General features: G+C 58.9%; 25 protein-coding genes and 1 pseudogene. 12 read left to right on the forward strand and 14 right to left on the reverse strand.

Annotation, left to right across the window (positions count from 1 at the left end):
• Nucleotides 1-13: 13 nt before the first annotated feature.
• Nucleotides 14-937 (reverse strand): LysR family transcriptional regulator, encoded by a 924-nt coding sequence (locus PMI27_RS06705; protein ID WP_008153190.1) that lies wholly within the window; start codon nucleotides 935-937, stop codon nucleotides 14-16.
• Nucleotides 938-986: 49 nt separating this feature from the next.
• On the opposite strand from PMI27_RS06705, the gene PMI27_RS06700 reads away from it, so the two are divergent.
• From PMI27_RS06700 to PMI27_RS06685, 4 genes are all read left to right on the forward strand, one after another.
• A complete protein-coding gene (locus tag PMI27_RS06700; protein WP_008153191.1) occupies nucleotides 987-1,316 on the forward strand; it encodes a hypothetical protein in 330 nt (109 codons plus the stop codon).
• Between the two features lie 276 nt (nucleotides 1,317-1,592).
• Nucleotides 1,593-2,192: an FMN-dependent NADH-azoreductase gene (locus PMI27_RS06695; protein WP_008153192.1), complete on the forward strand. Its 600-nt coding sequence runs from the start codon at nucleotides 1,593-1,595 to the stop codon at nucleotides 2,190-2,192.
• Between the two features lie 338 nt (nucleotides 2,193-2,530).
• Nucleotides 2,531-3,397 (forward strand): carboxylate/amino acid/amine transporter, encoded by an 867-nt coding sequence (locus tag PMI27_RS06690; protein ID WP_008153193.1) that lies wholly within the window; start codon nucleotides 2,531-2,533, stop codon nucleotides 3,395-3,397.
• Nucleotides 3,398-3,511: 114 nt separating this feature from the next.
• Nucleotides 3,512-4,360 (forward strand): mechanosensitive ion channel family protein, encoded by an 849-nt coding sequence (locus PMI27_RS06685; RefSeq protein WP_008153194.1) that lies wholly within the window; start codon nucleotides 3,512-3,514, stop codon nucleotides 4,358-4,360.
• A 10-nt stretch (nucleotides 4,361-4,370) separates the two neighbouring features.
• Here PMI27_RS06685 and PMI27_RS06680 read toward each other — a convergent pair whose 3' ends face one another.
• Nucleotides 4,371-5,669: a mechanosensitive ion channel family protein gene (locus tag PMI27_RS06680; protein ID WP_008153195.1), complete on the reverse strand. Its 1,299-nt coding sequence runs from the start codon at nucleotides 5,667-5,669 to the stop codon at nucleotides 4,371-4,373.
• A gap of 193 nt (nucleotides 5,670-5,862) precedes the next feature.
• On the opposite strand from PMI27_RS06680, the gene PMI27_RS06675 reads away from it, so the two are divergent.
• The gene (locus PMI27_RS06675) at nucleotides 5,863-7,209 is read left to right on the forward strand and encodes a DEAD/DEAH box helicase (RefSeq protein ID WP_008153197.1); all 1,347 of its coding nucleotides are present in this window, start codon (nucleotides 5,863-5,865) and stop codon (nucleotides 7,207-7,209) included.
• Nucleotides 7,210-7,279: 70 nt separating this feature from the next.
• Here PMI27_RS06675 and PMI27_RS06670 read toward each other — a convergent pair whose 3' ends face one another.
• The gene (locus PMI27_RS06670; RefSeq protein ID WP_008153199.1) at nucleotides 7,280-7,555 is read right to left on the reverse strand and encodes a hypothetical protein; all 276 of its coding nucleotides are present in this window, start codon (nucleotides 7,553-7,555) and stop codon (nucleotides 7,280-7,282) included.
• A 178-nt stretch (nucleotides 7,556-7,733) separates the two neighbouring features.
• A complete protein-coding gene (locus PMI27_RS06665) occupies nucleotides 7,734-8,468 on the reverse strand; it encodes a DUF899 domain-containing protein (protein WP_008153200.1) in 735 nt (244 codons plus the stop codon).
• Nucleotides 8,469-8,645: 177 nt separating this feature from the next.
• On the opposite strand from PMI27_RS06665, the gene PMI27_RS06660 reads away from it, so the two are divergent.
• The gene (locus tag PMI27_RS06660; RefSeq protein ID WP_008153202.1) at nucleotides 8,646-9,038 is read left to right on the forward strand and encodes a hypothetical protein; all 393 of its coding nucleotides are present in this window, start codon (nucleotides 8,646-8,648) and stop codon (nucleotides 9,036-9,038) included.
• Between the two features lie 123 nt (nucleotides 9,039-9,161).
• Here PMI27_RS06660 and PMI27_RS06655 read toward each other — a convergent pair whose 3' ends face one another.
• The 3 genes from PMI27_RS06655 to PMI27_RS06645 all read right to left on the reverse strand — a co-directional run bounded on the left by PMI27_RS06655 (nucleotide 9,162) and on the right by PMI27_RS06645 (nucleotide 11,236).
• Nucleotides 9,162-10,031, reverse strand: coding sequence for a DUF6279 family lipoprotein (locus tag PMI27_RS06655; protein ID WP_008153204.1), 870 nt, complete (start codon nucleotides 10,029-10,031; stop codon nucleotides 9,162-9,164).
• An 80-nt stretch (nucleotides 10,032-10,111) separates the two neighbouring features.
• Nucleotides 10,112-10,828, reverse strand: a complete 717-nt coding sequence (locus tag PMI27_RS06650; RefSeq protein WP_008153206.1) for a TorF family putative porin — start codon at nucleotides 10,826-10,828, stop codon at nucleotides 10,112-10,114.
• Nucleotides 10,829-11,047: 219 nt separating this feature from the next.
• On the reverse strand, nucleotides 11,048-11,236 hold the full coding sequence (locus PMI27_RS06645; RefSeq protein WP_017337097.1) for a hypothetical protein: 189 nt from the start codon (nucleotides 11,234-11,236) through the stop codon (nucleotides 11,048-11,050).
• 351 nt (nucleotides 11,237-11,587) lie between these two features.
• Here PMI27_RS06645 and PMI27_RS06640 point away from each other — a divergent pair, with 351 nt between their 5' ends.
• Complete coding sequence (locus PMI27_RS06640) at nucleotides 11,588-12,424, forward strand: CvfB family protein (RefSeq protein WP_008153208.1); 837 nt, start codon at nucleotides 11,588-11,590, stop codon at nucleotides 12,422-12,424.
• Nucleotides 12,425-12,495: 71 nt separating this feature from the next.
• The gene (locus PMI27_RS06635) at nucleotides 12,496-13,440 is read left to right on the forward strand and encodes a DMT family transporter (RefSeq protein WP_008153210.1); all 945 of its coding nucleotides are present in this window, start codon (nucleotides 12,496-12,498) and stop codon (nucleotides 13,438-13,440) included.
• Here PMI27_RS06635 and PMI27_RS06630 read toward each other — a convergent pair.
• Complete coding sequence (locus tag PMI27_RS06630; RefSeq protein WP_008153212.1) at nucleotides 13,385-14,566, reverse strand: MFS transporter; 1,182 nt, start codon at nucleotides 14,564-14,566, stop codon at nucleotides 13,385-13,387. The genes PMI27_RS06635 and PMI27_RS06630 overlap by 56 nt on opposite strands.
• A 103-nt stretch (nucleotides 14,567-14,669) precedes the next feature.
• Here PMI27_RS06630 and ptrR point away from each other — a divergent pair, with 103 nt between their 5' ends.
• Nucleotides 14,670-15,563, forward strand: coding sequence for a putrescine utilization regulator PtrR (gene ptrR / locus PMI27_RS06625; RefSeq protein ID WP_008153214.1), 894 nt, complete (start codon nucleotides 14,670-14,672; stop codon nucleotides 15,561-15,563).
• A gap of 139 nt (nucleotides 15,564-15,702) precedes the next feature.
• Nucleotides 15,703-15,831 (forward strand): PA1414 family protein, encoded by a 129-nt coding sequence (locus PMI27_RS32280; protein WP_007914492.1) that lies wholly within the window; start codon nucleotides 15,703-15,705, stop codon nucleotides 15,829-15,831.
• Between the two features lie 206 nt (nucleotides 15,832-16,037).
• Here PMI27_RS32280 and PMI27_RS32170 read toward each other — a convergent pair.
• From PMI27_RS32170 to speB, 6 genes and pseudogenes are all read right to left on the reverse strand, one after another.
• Nucleotides 16,038-16,214 (reverse strand): annotated as a pseudogene (locus PMI27_RS32170) (acyl carrier protein); the annotation flags it as partial.
• Between the two features lie 17 nt (nucleotides 16,215-16,231).
• Nucleotides 16,232-16,957, reverse strand: a complete 726-nt coding sequence (locus PMI27_RS06620; RefSeq protein ID WP_008153216.1) for an MBL fold metallo-hydrolase — start codon at nucleotides 16,955-16,957, stop codon at nucleotides 16,232-16,234.
• 85 nt (nucleotides 16,958-17,042) lie between these two features.
• The gene (locus tag PMI27_RS06615) at nucleotides 17,043-18,422 is read right to left on the reverse strand and encodes a sodium:solute symporter (protein WP_008153218.1); all 1,380 of its coding nucleotides are present in this window, start codon (nucleotides 18,420-18,422) and stop codon (nucleotides 17,043-17,045) included.
• Nucleotides 18,423-18,570: 148 nt separating this feature from the next.
• Nucleotides 18,571-20,082 (reverse strand): purine-cytosine permease family protein, encoded by a 1,512-nt coding sequence (locus PMI27_RS06610; RefSeq protein WP_008153220.1) that lies wholly within the window; start codon nucleotides 20,080-20,082, stop codon nucleotides 18,571-18,573.
• A 54-nt stretch (nucleotides 20,083-20,136) separates the two neighbouring features.
• Nucleotides 20,137-20,544, reverse strand: a complete 408-nt coding sequence (locus PMI27_RS06605; RefSeq protein WP_008153222.1) for a YybH family protein — start codon at nucleotides 20,542-20,544, stop codon at nucleotides 20,137-20,139.
• Nucleotides 20,545-20,553: 9 nt separating this feature from the next.
• Nucleotides 20,554-21,504, reverse strand: a complete 951-nt coding sequence (gene speB / locus PMI27_RS06600; protein ID WP_008153224.1) for an agmatinase — start codon at nucleotides 21,502-21,504, stop codon at nucleotides 20,554-20,556.
• A gap of 331 nt (nucleotides 21,505-21,835) precedes the next feature.
• On the opposite strand from speB, the gene PMI27_RS06595 reads away from it, so the two are divergent.
• A complete protein-coding gene (locus PMI27_RS06595; protein ID WP_008153227.1) occupies nucleotides 21,836-22,732 on the forward strand; it encodes a LysR family transcriptional regulator in 897 nt (298 codons plus the stop codon).
• Nucleotides 22,733-22,746: 14 nt separating this feature from the next.
• Nucleotides 22,747-23,343 carry a tRNA-uridine aminocarboxypropyltransferase gene (locus tag PMI27_RS06590; RefSeq protein WP_008153229.1) on the forward strand — a complete coding sequence of 199 codons (597 nt, stop codon included), beginning with the start codon at nucleotides 22,747-22,749 and terminating at the stop codon, nucleotides 23,341-23,343.
• The last annotated feature ends 102 nt before the right edge of the window (nucleotides 23,344-23,445 follow it).

Raw genomic sequence — 23,445 nt, forward strand, 5'->3', positions numbered from 1 at the left:
CGTACACTCCGTGTCAGGCTTGTTCTGGGGCGGCGAAAGGTGCATCCAGCGGCGCAGTGTCGAAAGTGCGCAGCAGTTCGATGAGAATCTGCGTGGCCGGACCCAACGGTTTGTCCTTGTTCGAATACAGAAAGAAGCTCGGGTTGCGGCTGCCACCCTGGTCCAACGGTAGCAGCTTGAGCAGGCCTTCCTTGATTTCCCGTTCGATCATGTGCCGAGGCAACCAGGCGAAACCCAGACCGCTGCTGACAAACGTCGCGGCGGTGGCCAGGCTGCCGACGGTCCAGCGCTGTTCCGCGCCGAGCCAGCCGACGTCCCGTGGCTGCTGGCGACCGGAGTCGCGGATGACGACTTGCAGCTGGCTTTCCAGGTCCTGGAAATTCAGTTCGCGGTTGAGACGGTGCAATGGATGTTCGGGATGGGCAACCGCCACGAACTCGACGTCGCTCAATTCCGCGCCCAGGTAACCGGGAATGCTGAAGCCACTGATGGCCAGATCGGCCACGCCTTCGAGCAAGACTTCTTCCACGCCCGACAATACTTCTTCGCGCAGACGCACCCGGCAGCCACGGCTCTGCGGCATGAACGCGGTCAAGGCGCGAACGAGGCGGGCGCTCGGGTAAGCGGCGTCGACCACCAGCCGCACTTCTGCTTCCCAGCCCTGTTCCATGTGATGGGCCAGGTCTTCCAGCTGGCTGGCCTGTTTCACCAGTTGCCGCGAACGGCGCAGCAGCACGCCGCCGGCTTCGGTCAGCACCGCTTTGCGGCCGTCGATGCGCAACAGCGGTACACCGAGTTGGTCCTGCATGCGCGCCACGGTGTAGCTCACCGATGATTGCGAGCGGTGCAGCGCTTCGGCGGCCTGGGCGAAACCACCGTGGTCGACCACGGCCTGTAACGTTCGCCATTGATCAAGGGTCACGCGGGGCGCTTTCATGAATAGCTCCTCTTGTCCTAAGCTGGCAGTCCTTATTGGAGACTGCTGAATGAAAAAGCTTTGTTGTGTGGTATCGGGTTGTGTGCTGCTGGCGATGCTGCCGCTGACGGCGTTTGCCTATCCGATCGACGTTGAAAAACAGCTGAACGGCTTGAGCATCGACTACAACGCGTATGACACGGATAGCGACATCGCCTCCATTCAGGTGAACAACTACGGCACCACCGATGCAGCCTGTAAGGTAGTTTTCAACAATGGCCCGGAAGCGCCACGCACCCGCAATATCGAAGTGGCCGCCGGTAAACACAAAAATGCCACCGCCAAGTTCAGCCGAAGCATCATCAAGATGCGTATCAAACTGACCTGCACCCCCAAATGACATTACAACCCTGTGGGAGCGAACTGTGGCGAGGGGGCTTGCCCCCGTTGGGTCGCGAAGCGGCCCCAAAAATCTGATGCACCAAAGATCTTGTGAGTGCTACGCACTCAAACGGGGGTAAACCCCCTCACCACAGCCCGCTCCCATAGGGCATGCTCTGCTTATAAACGAATTTATTGATGGTTTATAGCAGTTATTTGCGCTTTTTCATCGATTTAACTCTGTTTAACCTTCACTCCATCGACTTACAACATTCTCAGATGGAGGCTACATCCCATGTCCCGCGTTCTGATCATCGAAAGCAGCGCTCGTCAGCAAGACTCGGTTTCGCGTCAACTGACCCAGACCTTCATCAGCCAGTGGCAAACCGCGCACCCGAACGACTCAATCACCGTTCGTGACCTGGCCGTCAACCCGGTGCCGCATCTGGATATCAACCTGCTGGGCGGCTGGATGAAACCTGCCGAGCAGCGCAACGACCTCGAACAGGTTTCCCTGGAACGCTCCAACCAGTTGACCGACGAATTGCTGGCCGCCGATGTACTGGTCATGGCCGCGCCGATGTACAACTTCGCCATCCCGAGCACCCTTAAAGCCTGGCTCGACCATGTGCTGCGTGCCGGCGTGACCTTCAAGTACACCGACACTGGCCCGCAAGGCTTGCTCAGCGGAAAGCGTGCCTACGTACTGACTGCCCGCGGCGGAATCTACGCCGGCAGCACCGCGGATCACCAGGAACCGTACCTGCGCCAGGTCATGGCGTTCATCGGGATTCACGACGTGACGTTCATTCACGCCGAAGGCATGAACCTGGGCGGTGACTTCCAGGAAAAAGGCCTGAGCCAGGCCAACGCCAAGCTTTCCCTCGTCGCCTGAGGCTTTAATCGCCAGATAATCCCTTGATGTTCAAGTGACCTGGCGCAACCCCTTCATGGCTTTACGCGCATCGAACCTCCCTTTGCACTTATTGCTCCTGAGTGCTGTAGCCCGATTGAACGCTTTAGCGAGATCGGGCTTTTTTTTGCCTGCGATTTGGTTGGCTGCACGCAATCCTGTAGGAGCTGAGCTTGCTCGCGATGGCGGTATCACATTCAACATCGATATTGGCTGACACACCGATATCGCGAGCAAGCTCAGCTCCTACAGGGATCTGTGTGTTCTCGCGATAACGGGCAAAACCCGCTATCGTCGCCGCCATTCGAAACGAGGCGAGCATGGGCTATCTACTTTTTGTCACGCTGATTCAGGCGTTTTCCTTCAGTTTGATCGGCGAGTACCTGGCCGGTCATGTCGACAGTTACTTCGCGGTGCTGGTGCGAGTGGTACTGGCGGGGCTGGTGTTCATTCCGTTGACCCGCTGGCGTTCGGTTGAACCGGCGTTCATGCGCGGCATGCTGCTGATCGGCGCGTTGCAGTTCGGCGTGACTTACGTCTGCCTGTACCTGAGCTTTCGGGTGCTGACAGTGCCGGAGGTGTTGCTGTTCACCATCCTCACGCCGCTGCACGTGACCTTGATCGAAGACGCGCTGAACCGGCGCTTCAATCCGTGGGCATTAGTCGCGGCACTGGTGGCGGTGATGGGGGCGGCGGTGATTCGCTACGACCGGATCAACCCGGATTTCTTCATGGGGTTCCTGCTGCTGCAACTGGCCAACTTCACTTACGCCGCCGGACAGGTGCTTTATAAACATCTGGTGGCGCGTCATCCGAGCGATTTGCCGCATTACCGGCGCTTTGGCTACTTCTATTTGGGCGCATTGGCGGTGGCGCTACCGGCGTTTCTGCTGTTCGGCAAACAGAACTTCCTGCCCGAAGCGCCGCTGCAATGGGGCGTGCTGGCGTTCCTCGGGCTGGTCTCGACTGCGCTCGGGTTGTACTGGTGGAACAAGGGCGCGTGCCTGGTGAATGGCGGGACGCTCGCGGTGATGAACAACCTGCATGTGCCGGTGGGGTTGCTGATCAATCTTCTGATCTGGAATCAACATGAAGAGCTGGGGCGGTTGTTCCTGGGTGGGTCGGTGATTTTGATGGCGGTGTGGATTAGCCGGTTGGGTGTGCGAAAGTCTTTGGCGGTCACCTGACCCCTGGAGACTTGGTGCTGTTGTACTGCGATACATGGCGCAGCCCATTGACTGGCGGGGCATACAGGCTGTGCTAGGGTTTCGGAACCAATTCTTCACCTCTGGGCCCCAGCCATGGACGAGACTATCGTTAACGTTACTACCGCGAAGTTCAACGCGTTAATCGCGCTGGTGCAACAGTATGGTGCCGCTTTCGCGGTGAAGATCCTCTCCGCCATCGCCTTCTGGATTGTCGGACGCTGGCTGATAGGCTTTGCTGTCGGCATGGTGCAGCGGGCCCTGGGCAAACAAAAGGTCGACCCGACCGTTCTGCGCTATGTTGGCTCAGCCATTACCGTGACGCTGAACATCATTCTGGTGATCGGTATCCTCGGCTACCTGGGCATGCAGACGACCACCTTTGCCGCGCTGCTCGCTGCGGTCGGTCTTGCGATCGGTCTGGCCTGGTCGGGGTTGCTGGCCAATCTGGCGGCGGGCGCGTTTATTATTGTCCTGCGCCCCTTCAAGGTCGGCGACTTCATCTGCGCGGGTGGAGTGACGGGTACGGTCACCGAGATCGGTCTGTTCGCTACCGCTATCAACACCCCGGATAACGTGCTGACTCTGGTCGGCAATAACAAGATTTTCAGCGACAACATCCAGAACTTCACCCACAACCCGTTCCGCCGTGTCGAACTGAAAGCACAGCTATCGGGCGCGGCCGACTGGAAAGCGGCGGCGGCCTTGCTGAAACAACACATTGCCACGATCCCCAATGTGCTTGCCGAGCCAGCAGTGGAGGTGGAGATTTTAGAGTTCAATCTGGTCGGTCCGGTGTTGGCGGTGCGTCCTTACTGCCACAACGAGCACTATTGGCAGGTCTATTTCGACACCAACCGCACCATCAAAGACTCCCTCGGTGAAGCCGGTTTCCCGGCTCCGATGCCGGCGCAGACGGTAATCATCCAACAGCAAGCCGGGTGAGCCGAGGTGGTTACATGATGTGTTTTTCGGGTTCAGGGATGTGGCTCGCGCCTAACATGGCTGGCAACAACCCGGCCCGCAAATCCCCGCCACTCGGCTGCTGATACAAACTCAAGCCAAACTCCGGCAACACCGCCAGCAGGTAATCAAAAATATCCCCCTGGATCCGCTCGTAATCCGCCCACACGGTGGTGCGGGTGAAGCAGTAGATCTCCAGCGGAATGCCCTGCGCGGTGGTTTGCATCTGGCGGACCATGCAGGTCATGTTCGGCTGGATTTCCGGGTGACTCTTCAGATACGCCAGCGCATACGCGCGGAACGTCCCGATATTGGTCATCCGCCGACGGTTGGCCGACATCGCCGCCACATTACCCTGGGCTTCGTTCCAGGCCTTGAGTTCAGCCTGCTTGCGACTGATGTAGTCGGTCAGCAGGTGCACCTGGGACAGCTTCTGCTCTTCGTCATCGCGGATGAATCGCACGCCACTGGCGTCGATGAACAGACTGCGCTTGATCCGTCGTCCACCGGATTGCTGCATGCCGCGCCAGTTCTTGAACGACTCGGACATCAGGCGCCAGGTTGGAATCGAAACGATGGTCTTGTCGAAATTCTGCACTTTGACCGTGTGCAGCGTGATGTCGACCACATCACCGTCGGCGCCGACTTGCGGCATCTCGATCCAGTCGCCGACCCGCAGCATGTCATTGCTGGTCAGCTGCACGCTGGCGACGAACGACAGCAAGGTGTCTTTGTAGACCAACAGAATCACCGCCGACATGGCGCCCAGCCCTGACAGCAGCAATAGCGGCGAACGGTCGATCAGCGTGGCGACGATGATGATCGCGCCAAATACGTACAAGACCATTTTCGCCAGTTGTATGTAGCCTTTGATCGAGCGGGTACGGGCATGTTCGGTGCGCGCGTAGATGTCGAGCAGGGCGCTGAGCAGGGCACTGACCGCCAACAGCAGGAATAGAATGGTGAACGCCAGCGCCACATTGCCAAGGAAGATCAGACTGGTCTTGCCCAACTCCGGCACCAGGTGCAAGCCGAACTGGATCACCAGCGAGGGGGTGATCTGCGCCAGACGATGAAAGACCTTGTTATGCCGAAAGTCATTGATCCAGTGCAATGCCGGCTGGCGACCGAGTATTTTGGTCGCATGCAGAATGAGGAAGCGCGCCACTCGTCCGAGGACCAGCGCAACCACCAGCAATACCACCAAAGCCAGGCTGGAATGCAGGAGGGGGTGCTGATCGAGGGCACCCCAAAGGTCTTGGACGTTGAGCCAGAGCTGTTTGATATCCATGGGTAAAAACGGTTCTTCTGTAGGACGCGACGGGGCGATTAGAGCATTTAAGACGCTTTGGATGACGTTTGAGGATAAAAGACGCAACAAAAAAACCACTGTTTAGCGCCGTTTGTATAAAGAAACTCGGCCTGAGCGCTCGAAACCGTTACCCTATGCAGCTGTTTTTTTGTATTTCTTCGAGGTAGCACCCGTGTTTTCCCAATTCGCCCTGCACGAACGCCTGCTCAAAGCCGTGGCCGAGCTTAAATTTGTCGAGCCAACGCCTGTGCAAGCAGCGGCTATTCCGCTGGCGCTCCAAGGGCGTGACCTGCGGGTGACAGCGCAAACCGGTAGCGGCAAAACCGCTGCATTCGTTTTGCCGATCCTCAACCGTCTGATCGGCCCGGCTAAAGTCCGCGTCAGCATCAAGACCCTGATCCTGCTGCCGACCCGCGAGCTGGCCCAGCAGACCATCAAGGAAGTTGAGCGTTTCGCTCAGTTCACCTTCATCAAGTCCGGCCTGATTACCGGCGGTGAAGACTTCAAGGTCCAGGCCGCCATGCTGCGCAAGGTGCCGGACATCCTGATCGGTACGCCGGGCCGGATGATCGAGCAACTGAACGCCGGCAACCTCGACCTCAAGGAAGTCGAAGTACTGGTCCTCGACGAAGCCGACCGCATGCTCGACATGGGCTTTGCCGAAGACGTCCAGCGTCTGGTGGAAGAGTGCACCAACCGCCAGCAGACCATGCTGTTCTCCGCCACCACCGGTGGTTCGGGCCTGCGCGAGATGGTCGCCAAGGTACTGAACAACCCTGAGCACCTGCAGCTCAACAACGTCAGCGATCTGAATGCGACCACCCGTCAGCAGATCATCACCGCTGACCACAACCAGCACAAAGAACAGATCGTGAACTGGCTGCTGGCCAACGAGACCTACCAGAAGGCCATCGTGTTCACCAACACCCGGGCCATGGCCGACCGTATCTACGGCCGCCTGGTGGCGCAGGAATACAAAGCGTTCGTCCTGCACGGTGACAAAGACCAGAAAGATCGCAAGCTGGCCATCGACCGTCTGAAGCAGGGCGGCGTGAAAATCCTCGTCGCCACCGATGTCGCCGCTCGCGGCCTCGACGTGGAAGGCCTGGACCTGGTGATCAACTTCGACATGCCGCGCAGCGGCGACGAATACGTTCACCGCATCGGTCGTACCGGTCGCGCCGGCAACGATGGCCTGGCCATCTCGCTGATCTGCCACGGCGACTGGAACCTGATGTCGAGCGTCGAGCGCTACCTCAAGCAGAGCTTCGAGCGCCGCACCATCAAGGAAGTCAAAGGCACCTACGGCGGACCGAAAAAGGTCAAGGCCTCGGGCAAAGCCGTTGGCGTGAAGAAGAAAAAAGTCGACGCCAAAGGCGACAAGAAGAAAACCGGCGCCAAGGCCCCGACCAAACGCAAGATCGCCAACCGCCCGAAGACCGACGCCCTGTCGCTGGTCAGCAAGGACGGCATGGCGCCGCTCAAGCGCCGCAAGCCGGAAGCGCCGGCTGCTGAATAAGCAGTTCTAGCGACCCATAAAAAACCGGACCAATGTCCGGTTTTTTTATGCCTGGAATTCCTGAGTTTGATTAACTCTCGGCTTTCTTCTCCGCGGCCCCCAGCTCCTTCAATCGCTGATCGATCAACTGACACTTGTCCGGCAGATCCTTGCTGGCCGTCCCCAAATCCATCTTCTGCAACTCGGCGTTGATCTCCTTGGCCTTGGCTGGGTTTTGTTCGGTGAGCTTGGCGACTTCCTTGGCCAGTTGTTCGCGCTTAATGGTGGCTTCTTCGGGCGTGCAGGCCCAAACGGGGAGGGCGCAGGCGAGGGCGGCAGCGAGGGTGAGTTTGAGCAGGGTTTTCATGGGGCGGGCCTCATTTCCGGTTAAGGCGGGTTATCCGGTTGAGGGCTGAAGTGTGGAAAAAGTTCAGAGACGACAAACTCGTCAGCCTTTTGGGCGACGGTTTGCCAACATCTGTGGGAGTGACCTCGCTCCCACAGTTGATTTGCGGTGTTTGGGGATAGGGTGTTCGGCAGATGCTCTACCCCCCATGGCAGCAGATGGCCGGGGCCTTGTCGTCATACTGATCGTGAAGCCTTACCCACTCCATGATTTCCTCTTCGTTGCGGCCCTTAGGGGTCAGGTCCAAGTAGTTGTAAGCGCCAACCAACATGTCCAGACCGCGGGCATAAGTGGAATAGGTGTGAAAAATCTCTCCAGCTTCATTGCGATAAAACACGCTGAGGCCGGGGAGTTCTTCTTCGGCGCCGTCGGTTTTTTCGTAGTTGTAGGTGGCTTTACCGGCGGTAACGTCTTCTGCTCGGGCGGAGACGCCAAAGTCGTAATTGAAATCGCAGCCTTCTGACGACACCCAATCGAATTTCCAGCCCATGCGTCGTTTGAAGGCTTGGAATTCGGCGAACGGTGCGTGGGAAACCGCCACCACGGCGACGTCATGGTGGGCCAGGTGTTGGTTAGCACCGTCGATGTGGTCGGACAGGAACGAGCAACCGGAGCAGCCTTCGTCCCAGCCTTTGCCAAACATGAAGTGGTAGATGACCAACTGGCTACGGCCGCCGAACAGGTCAGCCAGTTTCAGTTCGCCGTTCGGGCCCTGGAAATGGTAGTCCTTGTCGATTTTCACCCAGGGCAGGGCGCGGCGTTCGGCGCTGAGTTTGTCTCGTTCTTTGGTGAAGGCTTTTTCGTGGGCCAGGTGTTGCTTGCGGGCGGCGAGCCATTCTTCTCGGGAGACGACGGGATGATTCTGAATGTTCATTGGGATTCTCCTGCAGGGTGCTGGGAGGGGACTTACACAGCCTAGTCGTTTGGCCTACGACCAATTCGACATACCGCCGGTCGGTGCTGTTCAAAACCTCAGCTGAACGGCTACGAACCGCACCGGTCACAACCTATGAAGGCCATCTCACTCGCGGGCACGGGAGGTTGAATCAGGATGACGACTTATAACTGGGATTTGATTGAACGCTTGCTGCATGAAGTGCAAAACGGCGCTGGCCACACTTTCACCCCACGGCCCTACGCCGAGCAGTATGCGGCGGAGAAAGCGTCGAAAGGAGAGCCGTTTGAGAACCTGGATCACCTGAAAACGGTAGCTGGCGAGTACGAAAAGTTATTGTTGATACGGGGCTATATCGAGCCTCGGCCAGAAGATCAGGGTGGCAATGGCGAGAACTACATTTTGACGCCCCGGGGCTCGAGTTTATTGAGCTTGATCGACAGCAGTATTCCGGGGAATGACCATCCGCGGCAGGTGTTGGATGAGCAGGAAGATGCGCTGGATGAGGTGAGGTTTGATGAGATCGCATCGAGGGCGCAGATAGCCTGAAGATCCCCGATAACCATTGTGGGAGCGAGCCTGCTCGCGATTGCGGTGTATCAGTAACATCATTGTTTACTGATACACCGCAATCGCGAGCAGGCTCGCTCCCACAGGGGAGTTGTGTAGTGCTTAACTTTGTTTTGCTGCTTTCAGGCACTTCAAATCGTTGAAGTCCTTGCGCACCCCTTCTATTTTCTTCAGCAACCGCTGGCGCTGTTCCGGCGTGCTTTCGGCCATCAAATCTACAAACAGTCCCCGTGCCTGGGCTTCGGTGTTGGCGTAGGCCTGGCGATAAGCGGGGGTCCACAAACTCTCGCGATTGACCAGAAGCGTCTCGATTCGCTGTGGGAATTCTGGACTCTGGCGCTGCGCAACTGCCGCACTGAACTGTTTCTGCCAATGGACGCGGTTGGCGATCCATTGCGTGTTCTGGTCACCCAAGGCGTTTGACCACGCGACAACACGCAGCTGCTGGGGCGCGCTGAGCGGGCCGAGCCAATCATTCAGACGTTTTTCCATGCGCTGGCTGCGCGCCTTGATCTGTTGATCGAGAGACGGTTTGAGGAATTGCTCCTGGCGTTTGCGCTGGTCCTTGGCGAAGGCCTCGTTCATTTCCGCGACTTGCTTGTCATCCAGCCCCTGTAACAGCTCAATGGCCGACGGGGTGATTTCCCGTGCGGTCTGGGCGATGGCCTGTTTGGCTTCCTGGGTGCGGGTTTGCAGTGCGGCGTCGGTGACCTGGTTGGTCTCGACCATGACTTTCAAGCGATCCAGCCAGTCGAGGTAGCCCGGCAATTGCGTGGTGCAGTGCCAGCTCAGGTGCTCTTTGAGGCGCTCGTTGAACCAATCTTTTTGCTCGCCGTTCATGTTCAGGTAGTCGCTGAGCGTCCACGGAATGATCACGTCGAGGTTGCGATAAGCCAGGCCCACGCGGCTGCACGCACCGAGGGCGAGACTGAGGGTGATAATGACGGCGAGACACTTCAACCAGCGCGACATGGGCGAATCCTTTGCGAAGGCCTGGCTTTTTTAATGGGCTTCTTTATGTGAACGCAGGATGAGCCTCGCAGTTCAGCCAATCAGTAAAAGGCGCGTTCGGCCTTGAGGGTGACCAACCCGTCGCATTGGCTGTTGTGCCCGGAATAGGCGGAACAACTGTTGCCGCTCAAGCTGGAGTCACTGTAGATCAGGTCCAGATCGACGCCCATGAACGGGCGGGAAAGTTTCACTGACCAGTCGGTAAAACTGCCTACATACCCACCGTCGACGGACACCGGCGCGTTGAGCTGGTGGGTGGTGTATTTCATGCTGATCCCGATGCCAAACGGCTGATTGCCACCGAGGTCGGCGAATACGGTGCTGTTCTGTTTGTCCGGGTCGTTGCTGAAGGCTGCGCCGAAACGGCTGTCCAGAAAGGTCAGGCCACCGAAAAGCTCCTGGCTGTCGAGCGTGTCCACTTTCGGGTAGCTGTAACGGATCATGCCGACTTCGTACCCGAGGGTATTATCGAAAGGCTGTTTAAAGCCCATGTAGGAGTCGACTTCAAGGTTGGCCCCTGGCGTTAAACCCATGCTCGGTGCCCATTGGCCCACGTAAAAACCGCTGTCGTGACTCAGGTCGAGACCACCGTGGAACGAACCGGTGCTGGAAGGTTTGACCAGCCCCTGGGCCATGCTGCGGCTGGGGGTGGTGCCGAGTTTGAGATCGAAGTCGCCCAGTTCACGCTGAAAGATTTGCGCATTGGCGACCGAACACGACAGCAGGGTGCCGAGCAGTAAATAGGAGGGTTTGAGCATGCGTCACTCCATGACAGCGAGGTGCAGGCACTAAAAACCTACTGAAACGCTTGATCTAGACGTGTGTAAGCATACCGGCGAATGCTCGGCATCGAAGGCCGTTCGTCGATTTTTGAAATATTGATGTGTTTGCGGGGGTGTTGCGAGGAGGGTTCCAGTCCAAGCGCTTCGAAGCTCAAAGCGCTTAGGGACCAGGTGACGCGGCGGATCTTGGGGAAGTTACTTCTTGCCCAGAGTGATCTGCTTGGACGGGCCGAACGTCTGGCCGCTGACGCCTTTGGCAATTTGCTGGATCTCTCCGCCGGACTTGAGGAACGCAGCAATCTGGTTGTTGATCGATTCGCTGGTTTCAACGGCTGGAGCTGGCTTTGCTTTGCTGTTGGATGCTTTTACACGCATGGCGGCCATTAACCTATAGAAAATTAACTTGGCCAGGCATCGTACAGGAAATACTTGACAATTGCTTGGTAAATATCCCCTCGAAATACACAGGGCAGATGAAGAATTAATCACAAGTTATTATTCTGAATTGGTCTCTAAGCTGCTGTTTTAACTAAGGACGATTGTGAAAAAATCCGGTTTTCCGCCTGGCGGACAGGTGCGAAAACCTCCAGAACGGCCTGACGAGCGGCCTGGCGTGTGCGGTAAAACCCAGGAAAATTAAGCCCTTCAGAGGATTTTCTTGCGCCACCGGGCTGGCCAGCGAACGCGGCCCGCAAAACCGGGTAGAATGCCGCCCACGCAATGAGGGTATTGGAAATGGCTTTAGTCGGGCGCTACAACAGTTTGCAAGTGGTTAAACACACTAACTTCGGTTTATATCTGGACGGTGGCGCGGATGGCGAAATCCTCCTGCCTAATCGTTATATTCCCAAAGATATTCCCAGCGAAGATGAAGATTGGCTCAACGTTTTTGTTTATCTGGACAGCGATGACAAACTCATCGCAACTACCGAAAAACCAAAAGTTCAAGTCGGTGAGTTCGCCAGTTTAAAAGTCGTTGAAGTCAACAGCATCGGTGTTTTCCTGGATTGGGGTTTGCCGAAGGATCTGTTGCTGCCGTACTCCGAAGAAAAGCGTCAGATGACCGCCGGCGAGTATGTCGTGGTGCACGTCTACCTCGACAAGCACACCCGCCGCATCACCGCGACGGCGCGTCTGGACCGCTACCTCGACAAGACCCCGGCCAACTACACCCCTGGCCAGGAAGTTGATTTGCTGGTTGCCGAAGCCACCGATATGGGCTTCAAGGCGATCATCAACAACAAGCACTGGGGTCTGATCCACAAGAACGAAATCTTCAAGTTCATGCGCGCCGGTAAAGAAGAGAAGGGCTTTATCAAAGAAGTCCGTGCCGACGGCAAGATCAGCCTGAGCCTGCAACCGGTCGGCGAAGAAGCCGCCACCAGCCTGAACTCGAAGATTCTCGCCAAGTTGCGCGACAACAATGGCAGCCTGCCGGTCAGCGACAAGAGCGACCCGACGGTGATCAGCAGTATGTTTGGCGTGAGCAAGGGCAACTTCAAAAAGGCCATTGGTGCGTTGTACAAGAACGGCCAGATCGTTATTCACGCCGATCGCATCGAACTAAGCTGACCGTAATACCGGTCAAGCTCTTGTAGCAGCTGTCGAGTTTCTGCCATGGATTGTGTTGTCGAGGTATCACGGTGAGCGCCACCCGGCGCAGCGCCGACGGGTTTGCCCTGCAAGTGATGATTGGGTTGTGCCTGATCTGGGGTATTCAGCAGGTGATGATCAAGTGGGCGGCGCCAGACATCGCGCCGGTCATGCAGGCCGCCGGGCGCTCGGGTATTTCCGCGTTGCTCGTAGGATTGTTGATCTGCTGGAAGGGCGGTTGGGATCAAGTGGGCAACACTTGGCGCGGTGGACTACTGGCGGGCGCGCTTTTTGGTCTGGAGTTCTTCTTCATTTCCGAAGGCCTGCAACTGACCACGGCTGCGCACATGTCGGTGTTCCTGTACACCGCGCCGATCTTCACCGCATTGGGCGTTCATTGGCTGTTGCCGAGTGAGCGTTTAAGGCCGGTCCAGTGGCTGGGGATTTTCCTCGCCTTCGTCGGGATCGCCATCGCCTTTGCCGGTGGGGTCTCGTGGGACAACCTCGATCACCGCATGTTGATGGGCGATGCGCTGGGCGTGCTGGCCGGCGCGTCATGGGGGGCAACCACGGTGGTGGTGCGCGCTTCGCGCCTGTCGGAAGCGCCGGTGACGCTGACGCTGTTCTATCAATTGATTGTCGGTTTCGTTGGCCTGTTGCTGATCGCGATCCTCAGCGGCCAGGTCACTCACGTCAGCCTGACCACCGTGGCGGTGGCCAGTGTGTTGTTCCAGGGGTTGGTGGTGTCGTTCTTCAGTTACCTGACCTGGTTCTGGCTGTTGCGCCGTTACCTGGCGGCGAACCTGGCGGCGAACCTGGCGGTGTTTTCGTTCATGACGCCGCTGTTCGGCGTCACGTTCGGCGTGGTGCTGCTGGGCGAAGAGCTGAGCTTCAACTTCGTTGTCGGCGCGGTGCTGGTGTTGTTGGGCATCACGTTTGTCAGCGCTGAGCAGTGGGTGCGCCGTCGCTTGCGCAAAGCCCTTGGGCAGAGCTGACCGGGCGCAATAACAGACCGCCAGCGACAATCAAACCACCGCCGGCGAATACCAGCGCGGGCTGCAAACCACCGCTGAAGTGGCTGCTCAACGCCGCCAGCAACGGCCCGCTGAGCTGGCCCACGGCAAAGCATGCCGTCAGCAGCCCGGCGTTACGTTGGGTGGTGTGGGGCGCCAGTTCCCGGGAACGTTGCATCACCAGCTGCATGCAGGCCAGGAACGGCGTGCCACAGAGGATCACGCCCAACGCCAGGCCTGGGCCGCTGCCCAACAAGCAGGCAAAGACCCCGGCGGCTTGCAGCCACAACGTCGCCATCAGCCAATAACGAGTGCCATGCGGGTATTGTCGACGCAGACTTACCAGCAGGACCCCGATGGCCGAAGCAAGACCAAAGCAAGGCCAGAACAGATCGGCCTGCCATTGGCCATGGAACTGCGCGTTGGCCATTTGCGAGAGGAAAGTGGCCGGAATGATGTAGCCCAAACCGTATAACCCATAGACCACGCCTAAACGGCCGATGCCGTGATTACCCGAGCCTGCGACGCTGGGAGCGGCGGCCACGGTCGTGGTCGGTTGCGGCAGGAACGGCAGAATCCCCAGCAGCATCGCCAGCCCGACGCCGGCATACACCAGCCACAAGGTTGCAGAAGTCTGCCCCAGCAGGTTCGATCCCAAGGCCAGCAAACCCGTCAGAAAAATCCCCAGACCCGGTCCGGCAAATACCAGGGCGCCAAGCCGTGGGCGACCGGCCGCCGCGGCCAGTGGCTGGCTCAACGCAGTGATCATCACCAGCACCCAGGCGCTGGCCACGCCGGTGCCGAACCGCAGCACCAGATGGGACCAAAACCCGTTGGCCCAGAACGAGGCCAGGGTCAGCAGCACGCAGAGCCACAAACCGCCCAGCAAACGCCGACGGACTTGCTCGGGGCGGCGAGAGAACATCGCGTCCACCGCACCGACGAAGTAGCCGAGGTAGTTGGCTGCGGCAATCAGACCGGCGGCGGTCAGGTCGATCTGCCCTTCGCTGAGCAGGTGCGGCAACTGGGGCGTGAGGGCGAAACGCCCGATGCCCATGGCCATCATCAGGGCGATGAAACTGGCGAGTAAGCGAATCAGAGGGGACATGGTCTGAATTCCAGCAGAGGATCAATGACCGTCAGGCTAGGACTGATTGACTTTCTTTTAAAATGAATAATAGTGAGTAACTTGTTCTGATTTGGAGAATGGTGTGGAATTCAGCCAATTGCGGATTTTCCAGGCGGTAGCGGAGGAAGGTTCCATCACCCGCGCTGCCGAACGCCTGCACCGGGTACCCTCGAACCTGTCGACCCGGCTTAAACAACTGGAAGAGCAACTCGGCGTAGAACTGTTCGTGCGTGAACGTCAGCGTTTGCAGTTGTCGCCTGCAGGAAAAGTCCTGCTGGACTACACCGCCAAGCTGTTCAATTTGCGCGACGAAGCTCAGGCGGCGGTGCAGGGCGGGCAACCGGCCGGGGACTTCGTGCTCGGCACCATGTACAGCACGGCGGCGATTCATCTGCCGGGGTTGTTGGCGCGTTATCACCGCACTTATCCGGCGGTGAACCTGCAAGTGCAGTCCGGCCCAAGCGGCGAATTGCTTGAAGGTTTGCTCACTGGGCGTCTCGATGCGGCGCTGGTGGACGGTCCGCTGGAGCTGGCCGGTCTGGACGGCGTGCCGTTGTGCGACGAACGGCTGGTGCTGATCAGCGAGGCCGATCACCCGCCGATCCTCAGCGCGCTGGATGTGGAAGGGCGCTCGGTGTTCACGTTTCGGCAGGGCTGTTCCTACCGGATGCGCCTGGAAGCCTGGTTCTCCCATTACCACGCGGCCATGGGCCGGGCGATGGAAATCGAGTCTTATCCGGGGATGCTTGCCTGCGTGATCGCCGGCTCAGGCGTGGCGCTGATGTCGGAGTCGATGCTTGCCAGTCTGCCGGGGCGCGAAAGCGTGGCGGTGCATCCGTTGGCCGAGCCATTTGCCAGTGCCACCACGTGGCTGATGTGGCGCAAAGGCATGGTCGGGGCGAACTTGAATGCCTGGCTTGAGCAGCAACAATCGGTCTATCCGTCGGCGCCGAGTCAGGCTCGGGCGATAGCTTGAACTATCGGTCAGGTATTTTGATCAATTCAGTAACAGATCATTGCGACTTTGGGCGAGCATTGCGTAGGACTTCGGACTATTATCAGTGCGAAGTGGCTACAGAATTTAGGCCACTCGGCACTACCCTGAAGGGGGCACCATGAAAGAGAAAATCCAAAACTGGCTGCACGACCTGGGTGTTGCACTCGGTTTGATCGAACCGCCTCTGCAACCTGTGCCTATTCGCACTGACGACGAACAGCGCCGACGCCAGCAGCGTCGCCGGTAACTACCGACACGAGGTCTGTGGCGAGCGGGCTGTTGTGGCGAGGGGATTTATCCCCGTTCGGCTGCGAAGCAGTCGTAAATAGCTTGACGTGGTCAGCCAGATACAACCCGGTTGAATGGTCTTGGGGCTGCTCCGCAGCCCAACGGGGATAAATCCCCTCGCCACAGGTTTTCGGATGCCAAATAGTCCGTATTTGGCAACCCGTCTCAATGCCGCCCAATCTCGATCAAAAACCGGCTCAAGTCATTCGCCGTCCTGGCGGTCCTGAGCCTCTGATCTTCCTCAGCCGTAAACGCCGTCAAACCCAGCTGATTTTCCAGATGGAAGATCAGCTCGTCGATATCTTCTTTGTCCAATCCCAATTGCGCCAGGCTCGCGTTGTCGGCTGAGTACAGCAGGCTCAGGCGTGCAAGCGCTGCCACTGGTCAATCATCGTGCGTAAATGTTCCCCGGAAAAACTCCCGAAATGCCCGCCATGCACCGTGCGGATCGGCAACTCGCGCAAACGCTGCAAGCTGCGGGCGTAGTCGTCGAGGTTGGAATGGTAGGCGTCTTCGATCAGCGGCCCGTCGTAGATGATGTCGCCGCTGAACAGGGTCTCGGTCGCCGCTTCGTACAGGCTGATGCCGCCGGGTGAATGTCCCGGTGTGTGCAGCACTTGCAGCGTGCGGTTGCCCAGATCGAGCACGTCGCCTTCTTCGATCAGGCCGGTGGCTGGGGCAGCTTTGACCCGATACTCGGCGTAACACAACGGGCAATCCGGGTGCGCTTCGAACATCTCGTCGCCAACAAACGCCGTGCTCAGTGTGTTCTCGCCGTCCGGTGATGCGAGGATCTGCGCTTCAGCCGGATGCACCAGCCGTTCGGGGAATTCGTGATGCCCGGCGATGTGGTCGAAATGGCAATGACTGGCCACGGCGACCAACGGCCGTTCGGTGATCCACGGCAGTTGCTCGCGCAGGCTGACCAGCCCGGAACCGCTGTCCAGCAACAGGTCCTTGTCACGACCCTGTATGTGCCAGAGGTTGCAGCGATAGAAGGGGCGGATGTAAGGCTCGTGAATCAGGCGAATGCCGTCACTGAACTGTTTCACCTCGAACCACTGATCGCGGCTGACGATCTTCATAAACGATTTTCTCCAGACGAAAAAAAACGGGTGTGGCAACCGACGCCACACCCGTCGAAGAAAGCATCAAGTCGTTATGTTCAGCTTAGGCAGGGCTGGCCACTGCTGCCGGACGAGGGGACAGCAAACTGACCACCACGAAACTCACCAGACCAACACCGAGGCTGTAGTAGATCGGGGTGTTGGCATCCAGACCGTCTTTGAACATGAACACCAACGCTGTGGCGAAGCCCATGCCCATGCTGGCGATAGCGCCGGCGGTGTTTGCGCGTTTCCAGAAAATCGCACCGATCAGCGGGATCAGCATGCCGCCCACCAGCAGGTTGTACGCCAGGGTCAGGGCGCTGATCACGTCATTCACGACCAGAGCGATGCCGAGTACAACGATGCCGGTCAACAGGGTGAACAGGCGGTTGATGCCCAGAGTCGACTGTTTACCGCCGCGCAGTTTCGGCAGCAGGTCTTCGGTCAGGGTGGTGGCGGCGGCGAGCAGGCCGGCGCTGGCGGTGGACATCATGGCCGCCAGGGCAGCCGCAATCACCAGGCCACGGATACCGTCCGGCAGGGACAGTTTGACGATGGCGGCGAAGGCGTTGTTGACGTTGTCCAGGTCCGGGATCAGCACATGAGCGGCCATGCCGATCAGGGCGCAGGCCAGTCCGTAAAGGATGCAGTAGAAGCCTGCGAATGTGCCGGCGACCTGGGCTACTTTGGCGCTCTTGACGGTGAACACACGCTGCCAGATGTCCTGGCCGATCAGGATCCCGAAGAAGTAGATCATGAAGTAGGTGATGATGGTGTCCCAGCCAATCGTGGTAAAGCTGAAGGCGGTGGCCGGCAGTTTCAACACCAACTCATCCCAGCCGCCAACGCGGTACAGGCAGATCGGCAACAGGATGAACATCAGGCCCACGGTCTTGATGACGAACTGGACGATGTCGGTCAGGGTCAGGGACCACATGCCGCCGATCGCCGAGTAAATCACCACCACGCCACCGCCGACCAGTACCGACAGCCAGAACGGCAGGTCGAACAGCACTTGCAGCACGGTGCCAATGGCCAGGATGGAGACCACGCCGATCATCAGCGCATACGCCAGCATGATCACCGCGCTCGCGGAGCGGGCCATCGGGTTGTAGCGTTTTTCCAATACCTGGGTAACGGTGTAGATCTTCAGTTTCAGCAGCGGTTTGGCGAGGAACAGGTTCAGCGCCACGATGCCGCAACCCAGTGCGGCGCAGAGCCAGAAACCGGAGATGCCATGGACGTAGCCCAGGCGCACGGTGCCGACGGTGGACGCGCCGCCCAGAACGGTGGCGGCCATGGTGCCCATGTACAGGCTCGGGCCGAGGTTACGACCGGCGACCAAAAAGTCTTCGTTGGTCTTGGCCTTGCGCATGCCGTAGTAGCCGAGTATCAGCATCGCGGCGGCGTAGATGAGTACGACGAATAAATCCAATGCCATGATGGCGTGTCTCCGATTGTCTTTTTTATGTTGAGGCAAAAATCAACGTGTAGGAGCACGGCTTGCCCGCGATGAAGACACCGCGGTCTGCCTGACCGCGTTATCGTTCATCGCGGGCAAGCCTTGCTCCTACAGGTAATGCGTTTAATCAGGCGGCTTGGCGCAACGCTGGTTTAGCGAGCGAATCCGCGCCCTTGCTGCGTGCATCGTTTGGACCGAACACCGCGGCCGATTCCGGGAACAGGCTCAACAGCGCCAGGTACACCAGCGACGCCAGGCCAAGGGTGACCGGCAGGCTGATGTCGATGCCGCCGGCCAGTTCACCGAGCGGACCCACGAACTGCCCAGGCAGGTTCACAAAGCACAAGCCCACCGCGGCACTCGGAATCCAGGCACCCAGGCCACGCCAGTTCCAGCCGTGCGTGAACCAGTAACGACCGCCTTTCTCGCCGCGGGTGAACACTTGCAGGTCATCCGGGCAGTAGAAACCGCGACGCACCAGCAGACCGATGATCATGATCACCATCCACGGGGTGGTGCAGGTGATGATCAGCACGGCGAAGGTCGACACGCTCTGCACCAGGTTCGCTGCAAAGCGGCCGATGAAGATGAAGGCAATCGACATCACGCCGATCAGCAGTGTGGCCTTGACCCGCGACAGTACCCGTGGGAACACGCTGGACATGTCCAGCCCTGTGCCATAGAGCGAGGTGGTGCCGGTGGACATGCCGCCGATCACCGCGATCAGGCACACCGGCAGGAAGAACCAGCTCGGTGAAACCGCCAGCAGGCCGCCGACGTAGTTGTTGGCCGCGATGTAGTCCGGCGCCTTGATCGCTACGATAGTTGCGGTGGCGAGGCCGAACAGGAACGGGATGAAGGTTGCGATCTGCGAGATCACCACGGCGGCCATGATCCGGCGCTTGGAGGTGTCACGCGGGATGTAACGCGACCAGTCACCGAGGAACGCGCCGAAGGAAATCGGGTTGCTCATCGCCACCAGCGCCGCGCCGATGAAGGCCGCCCAGAAACCGGGTTGACCCATGCTGACGGTGCCGGCGTAGTTCACATCGAACGGACCGACGAAGGCGAAGATGCCCAGCAGGAACAACAGGCTGGCGCTCCACACGGCGATCTTGTTGACCCACAGCAGGAAGCGGAAGCCGTAGATGCAAACGGTCAGTACCAGGATCGCGAACAGACCGTAGGCCAGGCCCAGGGTCAGGTCGGTTTCCGGAAGACCGATCAGGCGTTTGGCGCCACCGATCAGCGCATCACCCGAACTCCACACCGAGAGCGAGAAGAAGGCGATGGCGGTCAACAGCGACAGAAACGAACCGACGATCCGCCCGTGCACGCCGAAGTGCGCACCGGAAGACACGGCGTTGTTGGTGCCGTTGATTGGACCGAACAGACCCATTGGCGCGAGGATCAGCGAGCCCAGCAACACGCCCAGCACAATCGCCCAGACGCCCGCCTGAAAAGACAGGCCGAACAGTACCGGGAAACTGCCGAGCACGGCGGTGGCAAACGTGTTGGAACCACCAAAGATCATCCGGAACAAATCCGTCGGGCCTGCGGTGCGTTCACTGTCCGGGATCTGTTCGACCCCGTAGGTTTCAATGTGCGTAAGGCTTTGGTCTTTGTTGTTGTTATTCATGATCAGCTCCGATCATAAAGGCGCGCTCATCGTGTGTGAGCGTCACCTGTTTGGCTAAGGGGTTGGCAGCCCTTCCGGCATCGCGGACAAATGTTCGTGGCAGGCCAGCCATAGGCCTTGTTGTTGTCGGCGAAACACAATGGTCTCGCGCTCCTGGCTGAAGTGTTGCTCCCCTTGCATGCGCAGCTCGGTGGCCACGTCATGGATGAAAATCGCCACGTCCCCCTGCAGGCTGACGAAGGCGTTGCTCGAGGTGCACGAAAGCACCTCGAAGCCATCCTCCGAGCGCCAGGTGTCCCACAACGCCTGATAGGCATCGCGCGACAGCAGGGGCTGTTCGAGGGTGTAGAACACGAAGCTGGCGTCGGTGCTGAACGCACCGAAATAGGCTTCGCGATCGTTACGGGCAAAGGCGGCTACCAGATCGGCAGCGGCCTGGAGTACTTGATCACGTTCGTTCACGACCAATCCTCAGCGATGGACTACGCCAGGCAGTACGCAGAGCATTTCGTACAGCAGGTTGGCGGCCAGCAGCGAGGTGTTGCCGGTGGTGTCGTAAGCGGGCGAGACTTCTACCAGATCGCAGCCGACCAGGTCGAGGCCTTGGCAGCCGCGAACGATTTCAATCGCCTGAATGGTCGTCAGACCACCGATTTCCGGGGTGCCGGTACCTGGCGCCCAGGCTGGATCGATGCCGTCGATGTCGAAACTCAGGTACACCGGACCGCCGCCGACTTTCTCGCGAACTTCGGCCATCAGCGGAGCCAGGGATTTGTGCCAGCACTCTTCGGCCTGAACCACGCGGAAGCCCTGGTTGCGGCTCCAGTTGAAGTCGTCAGCGGTGTAGCCCTGAGCGCGCAAACCGATTTGCACCACGCGGTCCGGATCCAGAAGGCCTTCTTCGACAGCGCGACGGAAGGTGGTGCCGTGGGCGATTTTCTCGCCGAACATGTGATCGTTCACATCGGCGTGAGCGTCGATGTGCACCAGGCCGACCTTGCCGTGCTTCTTATGGATCGCACGCAGGATGGGCAGGGTGATGGTGTGGTCGCCGCCGAGGGTCAGGGGGATCACATTGTGTTCGAGGATTTTGTGGTAGGACTCTTCGATGATCCGTACCGCGTCCAGCAGGTTGAACGTGTTGATCGCCACGTCACCGATGTCGGCAACCGACAGCGAGTCGAACGGTGCAGCACCGGTGGCCATGTTGTACGGGCGGATCATCACCGATTCAGCGCGGATTTCGCGAGGCCCGAAACGGGTGCCTGGGCGCAGGGACGTGCCGATGTCCAGCGGGACGCCAACGAAGGCAGCATCCAGACCGGCAGCGGTTGGCACATGGGGGAGTCGCATCATGGTGGCGATGCCGCCGAAGCGCGGCATTTCATTGCCGCCCAGTGGTTGGTGAAGAATCTTGTCCACGGGTAAGGCCTCATCGTCGTTGTTTTATTTATGTCGGTTGCGCAGGTCGGGGAGACGCAGGCACCGCTGTGGGGCGATTCTGCGAAATGTAGTGGCCGGGAAGAATCGCTACGGGCAAATACTTAGTTCAGATTTTTCTAAACTAATGGCGACGACGGCGATAGACTTCAGCCTGAAGCGATTGCCCTTGTAGGAGCTGTCGAGTGAAACGAGGCTGCGATCTTTTGATCTTGAACAATCAAACTCAAAAGATCGCAGCCTCGTTTCACTCGACAGCTCCTACAAAGGGTTGCGCTCAGGAAATGATTTCGCTGATGTTCGGAGTGCCCCCATGGCCAACGCATTACCCGACCTGAAACTGTTGCGCATCTTCGTCAGCGTGGTTCGCCATCAGGGGTTTGCCAACGCCCAGCAAGAGCTCAACCTCTCGACCTCGGCCATCAGCACTTACATGAGCCAGCTCGAAGCCGCCCTCGGCCTGGTCCTCTGCCATCGCGGCCGGGGTGGTTTCAGCCTGACCAGCAAAGGCGAACTGTTCCACCAGGAAACCCTGCGTCTGCTCGGCGAACTCGAAGGCTTCGAGCAATACGCCGCGGCGCTCAAGGGCGAACTGCGTGGCACCTTGAACCTCGGCGTCATCGACTCCACCGTCAGCGACAAGGCCTTGCCGTTCGCCGAAGCCATTGGCGCCTACAGCCAGGAACACCCGGCCGTGCATTTGCATTTGTCGGTCATGAGCCCCTACGAACTGCAACTCGGCGTGCAGGACAACCGTCTCGACCTGGCCATCGGCGCGTTCTCCACGCGCATGAGCGGTCTGGTCTATATGCCGCTGTACCGCGAGCAACACTGGTTGTATTGCAGCAGTCGTCATCCGCTGTTCACCGAGCGGCGCATCCCTGAACAAGTGATCACCCAGCAGCGCATGGTCGGTCGTGGTTACTGGAGCCAGGCGGAACTGGCGCGCCACGGTTTCAAGCACAGCGCGGCGACGGTGGAAAGTATGGAGGCGCAGTTGATTCTGGTGCTGTCGGGCGCCTACATCGGTTACTTGCCGGAGCACTACGCTCAGGCTTGGGCCGACAAGGGCGATTTGCGAGTGCTGCTGCCGGCGACCTTCGGCTATCAGGCGCCGTTCTCGATGATCGTGCGTCGTGGCCGCAGCCGCGAGCCGTTGATCCAGACCTTTCGCGATTTGCTCAAAGCGCAGCTGAATCAGGCTGCTTAACGGAAAAACAAGCAATGTCCAGAATCCAATGTCCGCGCTGCCTGCGTCCGCAAACTCATTGCCTGTGCCCGCTGATTCCGAGCCTCGACAGCCGCACCCGGGTGTTGCTGTTGCAGCATCCGAGCGAAGTGAACCATGCGCTGAACACCGCGCGGTTGGCGGCGTTAGGGTTGAAGAATGCCGAGTTGATCGTTGGCGAGGTGTTCGAGGATTTGCCAGCGCTGTTGAATCAACCGGGCTATCAGGCGCGGCTGCTGTTTCCCGCCGATGATGCGCAGCCGTTGCAGGCTTACACGCTAAATGATGAACCGATGTTGTTGGTGGTTCCGGACGGCACCTGGCGCAAGGCGCGCAAGATGCTGCACCTCAACCCGCTGCTGGCGGCGCTGCCGAGGGTGACGTTGGCGCAGGGCGCAGTGTCGAGATATCGATTGCGCAAGGCACCGGGGCCGGGCGCGTTGTCGACGGTGGAGGCGATAGTGCAGGCGTTGCAGACCCTTGAAGCACCGAGCTCTTTCGAGCCGTTGTTAAAATCGTTCGAGGCGTTGATCGAGGGGCAGATTGCGGCGATGGGGGAAGAGACCTACCAGCGCAATCATGAGCCGAAATGATCATTGCCTGTGCGGGCCTCATCGCGAGCAGGCTCGCTCCCACAGTTGACCGAGTTCCTCCAGGAGAAATGCGATCCACTGTGGGAGCGAGCCTGCTCGCGA

The sequence above is a fragment of the Pseudomonas sp. GM41(2012) genome (genome assembly GCF_000282315.2).
In the GTDB taxonomy this organism is placed as follows: domain Bacteria; phylum Pseudomonadota; class Gammaproteobacteria; order Pseudomonadales; family Pseudomonadaceae; genus Aquipseudomonas.

Bases quoted from the DNA above. Each gene is read 5' to 3' on its own strand.
- PMI27_RS06705 (WP_008153190.1), bottom strand. From the start codon at position 937: ATGAAAGCGCCCCGCGTGACCCTTGATCAATGGCGAACGTTACAGGCC.
- PMI27_RS06700 (WP_008153191.1), top strand. From the start codon at position 987: ATGAAAAAGCTTTGTTGTGTGGTATCGGGTTGTGTGCTGCTGGCGATG.
- PMI27_RS06695 (WP_008153192.1), top strand. From the start codon at position 1,593: ATGTCCCGCGTTCTGATCATCGAAAGCAGCGCTCGTCAGCAAGACTCG.
- PMI27_RS06690 (WP_008153193.1), top strand. From the start codon at position 2,531: ATGGGCTATCTACTTTTTGTCACGCTGATTCAGGCGTTTTCCTTCAGT.
- PMI27_RS06685 (WP_008153194.1), top strand. From the start codon at position 3,512: ATGGACGAGACTATCGTTAACGTTACTACCGCGAAGTTCAACGCGTTA.
- PMI27_RS06680 (WP_008153195.1), bottom strand. From the start codon at position 5,669: ATGGATATCAAACAGCTCTGGCTCAACGTCCAAGACCTTTGGGGTGCC.
- PMI27_RS06670 (WP_008153199.1), bottom strand. From the start codon at position 7,555: ATGAAAACCCTGCTCAAACTCACCCTCGCTGCCGCCCTCGCCTGCGCC.
- PMI27_RS06665 (WP_008153200.1), bottom strand. From the start codon at position 8,468: ATGAACATTCAGAATCATCCCGTCGTCTCCCGAGAAGAATGGCTCGCC.
- PMI27_RS06660 (WP_008153202.1), top strand. From the start codon at position 8,646: ATGACGACTTATAACTGGGATTTGATTGAACGCTTGCTGCATGAAGTG.
- PMI27_RS06655 (WP_008153204.1), bottom strand. From the start codon at position 10,031: ATGTCGCGCTGGTTGAAGTGTCTCGCCGTCATTATCACCCTCAGTCTC.
- PMI27_RS06650 (WP_008153206.1), bottom strand. From the start codon at position 10,828: ATGCTCAAACCCTCCTATTTACTGCTCGGCACCCTGCTGTCGTGTTCG.
- PMI27_RS06645 (WP_017337097.1), bottom strand. From the start codon at position 11,236: ATGGCCGCCATGCGTGTAAAAGCATCCAACAGCAAAGCAAAGCCAGCT.
- PMI27_RS06640 (WP_008153208.1), top strand. From the start codon at position 11,588: ATGGCTTTAGTCGGGCGCTACAACAGTTTGCAAGTGGTTAAACACACT.
- PMI27_RS06630 (WP_008153212.1), bottom strand. From the start codon at position 14,566: ATGTCCCCTCTGATTCGCTTACTCGCCAGTTTCATCGCCCTGATGATG.
- PMI27_RS32280 (WP_007914492.1), top strand. From the start codon at position 15,703: ATGAAAGAGAAAATCCAAAACTGGCTGCACGACCTGGGTGTTGCACTC.
- PMI27_RS06620 (WP_008153216.1), bottom strand. From the start codon at position 16,957: ATGAAGATCGTCAGCCGCGATCAGTGGTTCGAGGTGAAACAGTTCAGT.
- PMI27_RS06615 (WP_008153218.1), bottom strand. From the start codon at position 18,422: ATGGCATTGGATTTATTCGTCGTACTCATCTACGCCGCCGCGATGCTG.
- PMI27_RS06610 (WP_008153220.1), bottom strand. From the start codon at position 20,082: ATGAATAACAACAACAAAGACCAAAGCCTTACGCACATTGAAACCTAC.
- PMI27_RS06595 (WP_008153227.1), top strand. From the start codon at position 21,836: ATGGCCAACGCATTACCCGACCTGAAACTGTTGCGCATCTTCGTCAGC.
- PMI27_RS06590 (WP_008153229.1), top strand. From the start codon at position 22,747: ATGTCCAGAATCCAATGTCCGCGCTGCCTGCGTCCGCAAACTCATTGC.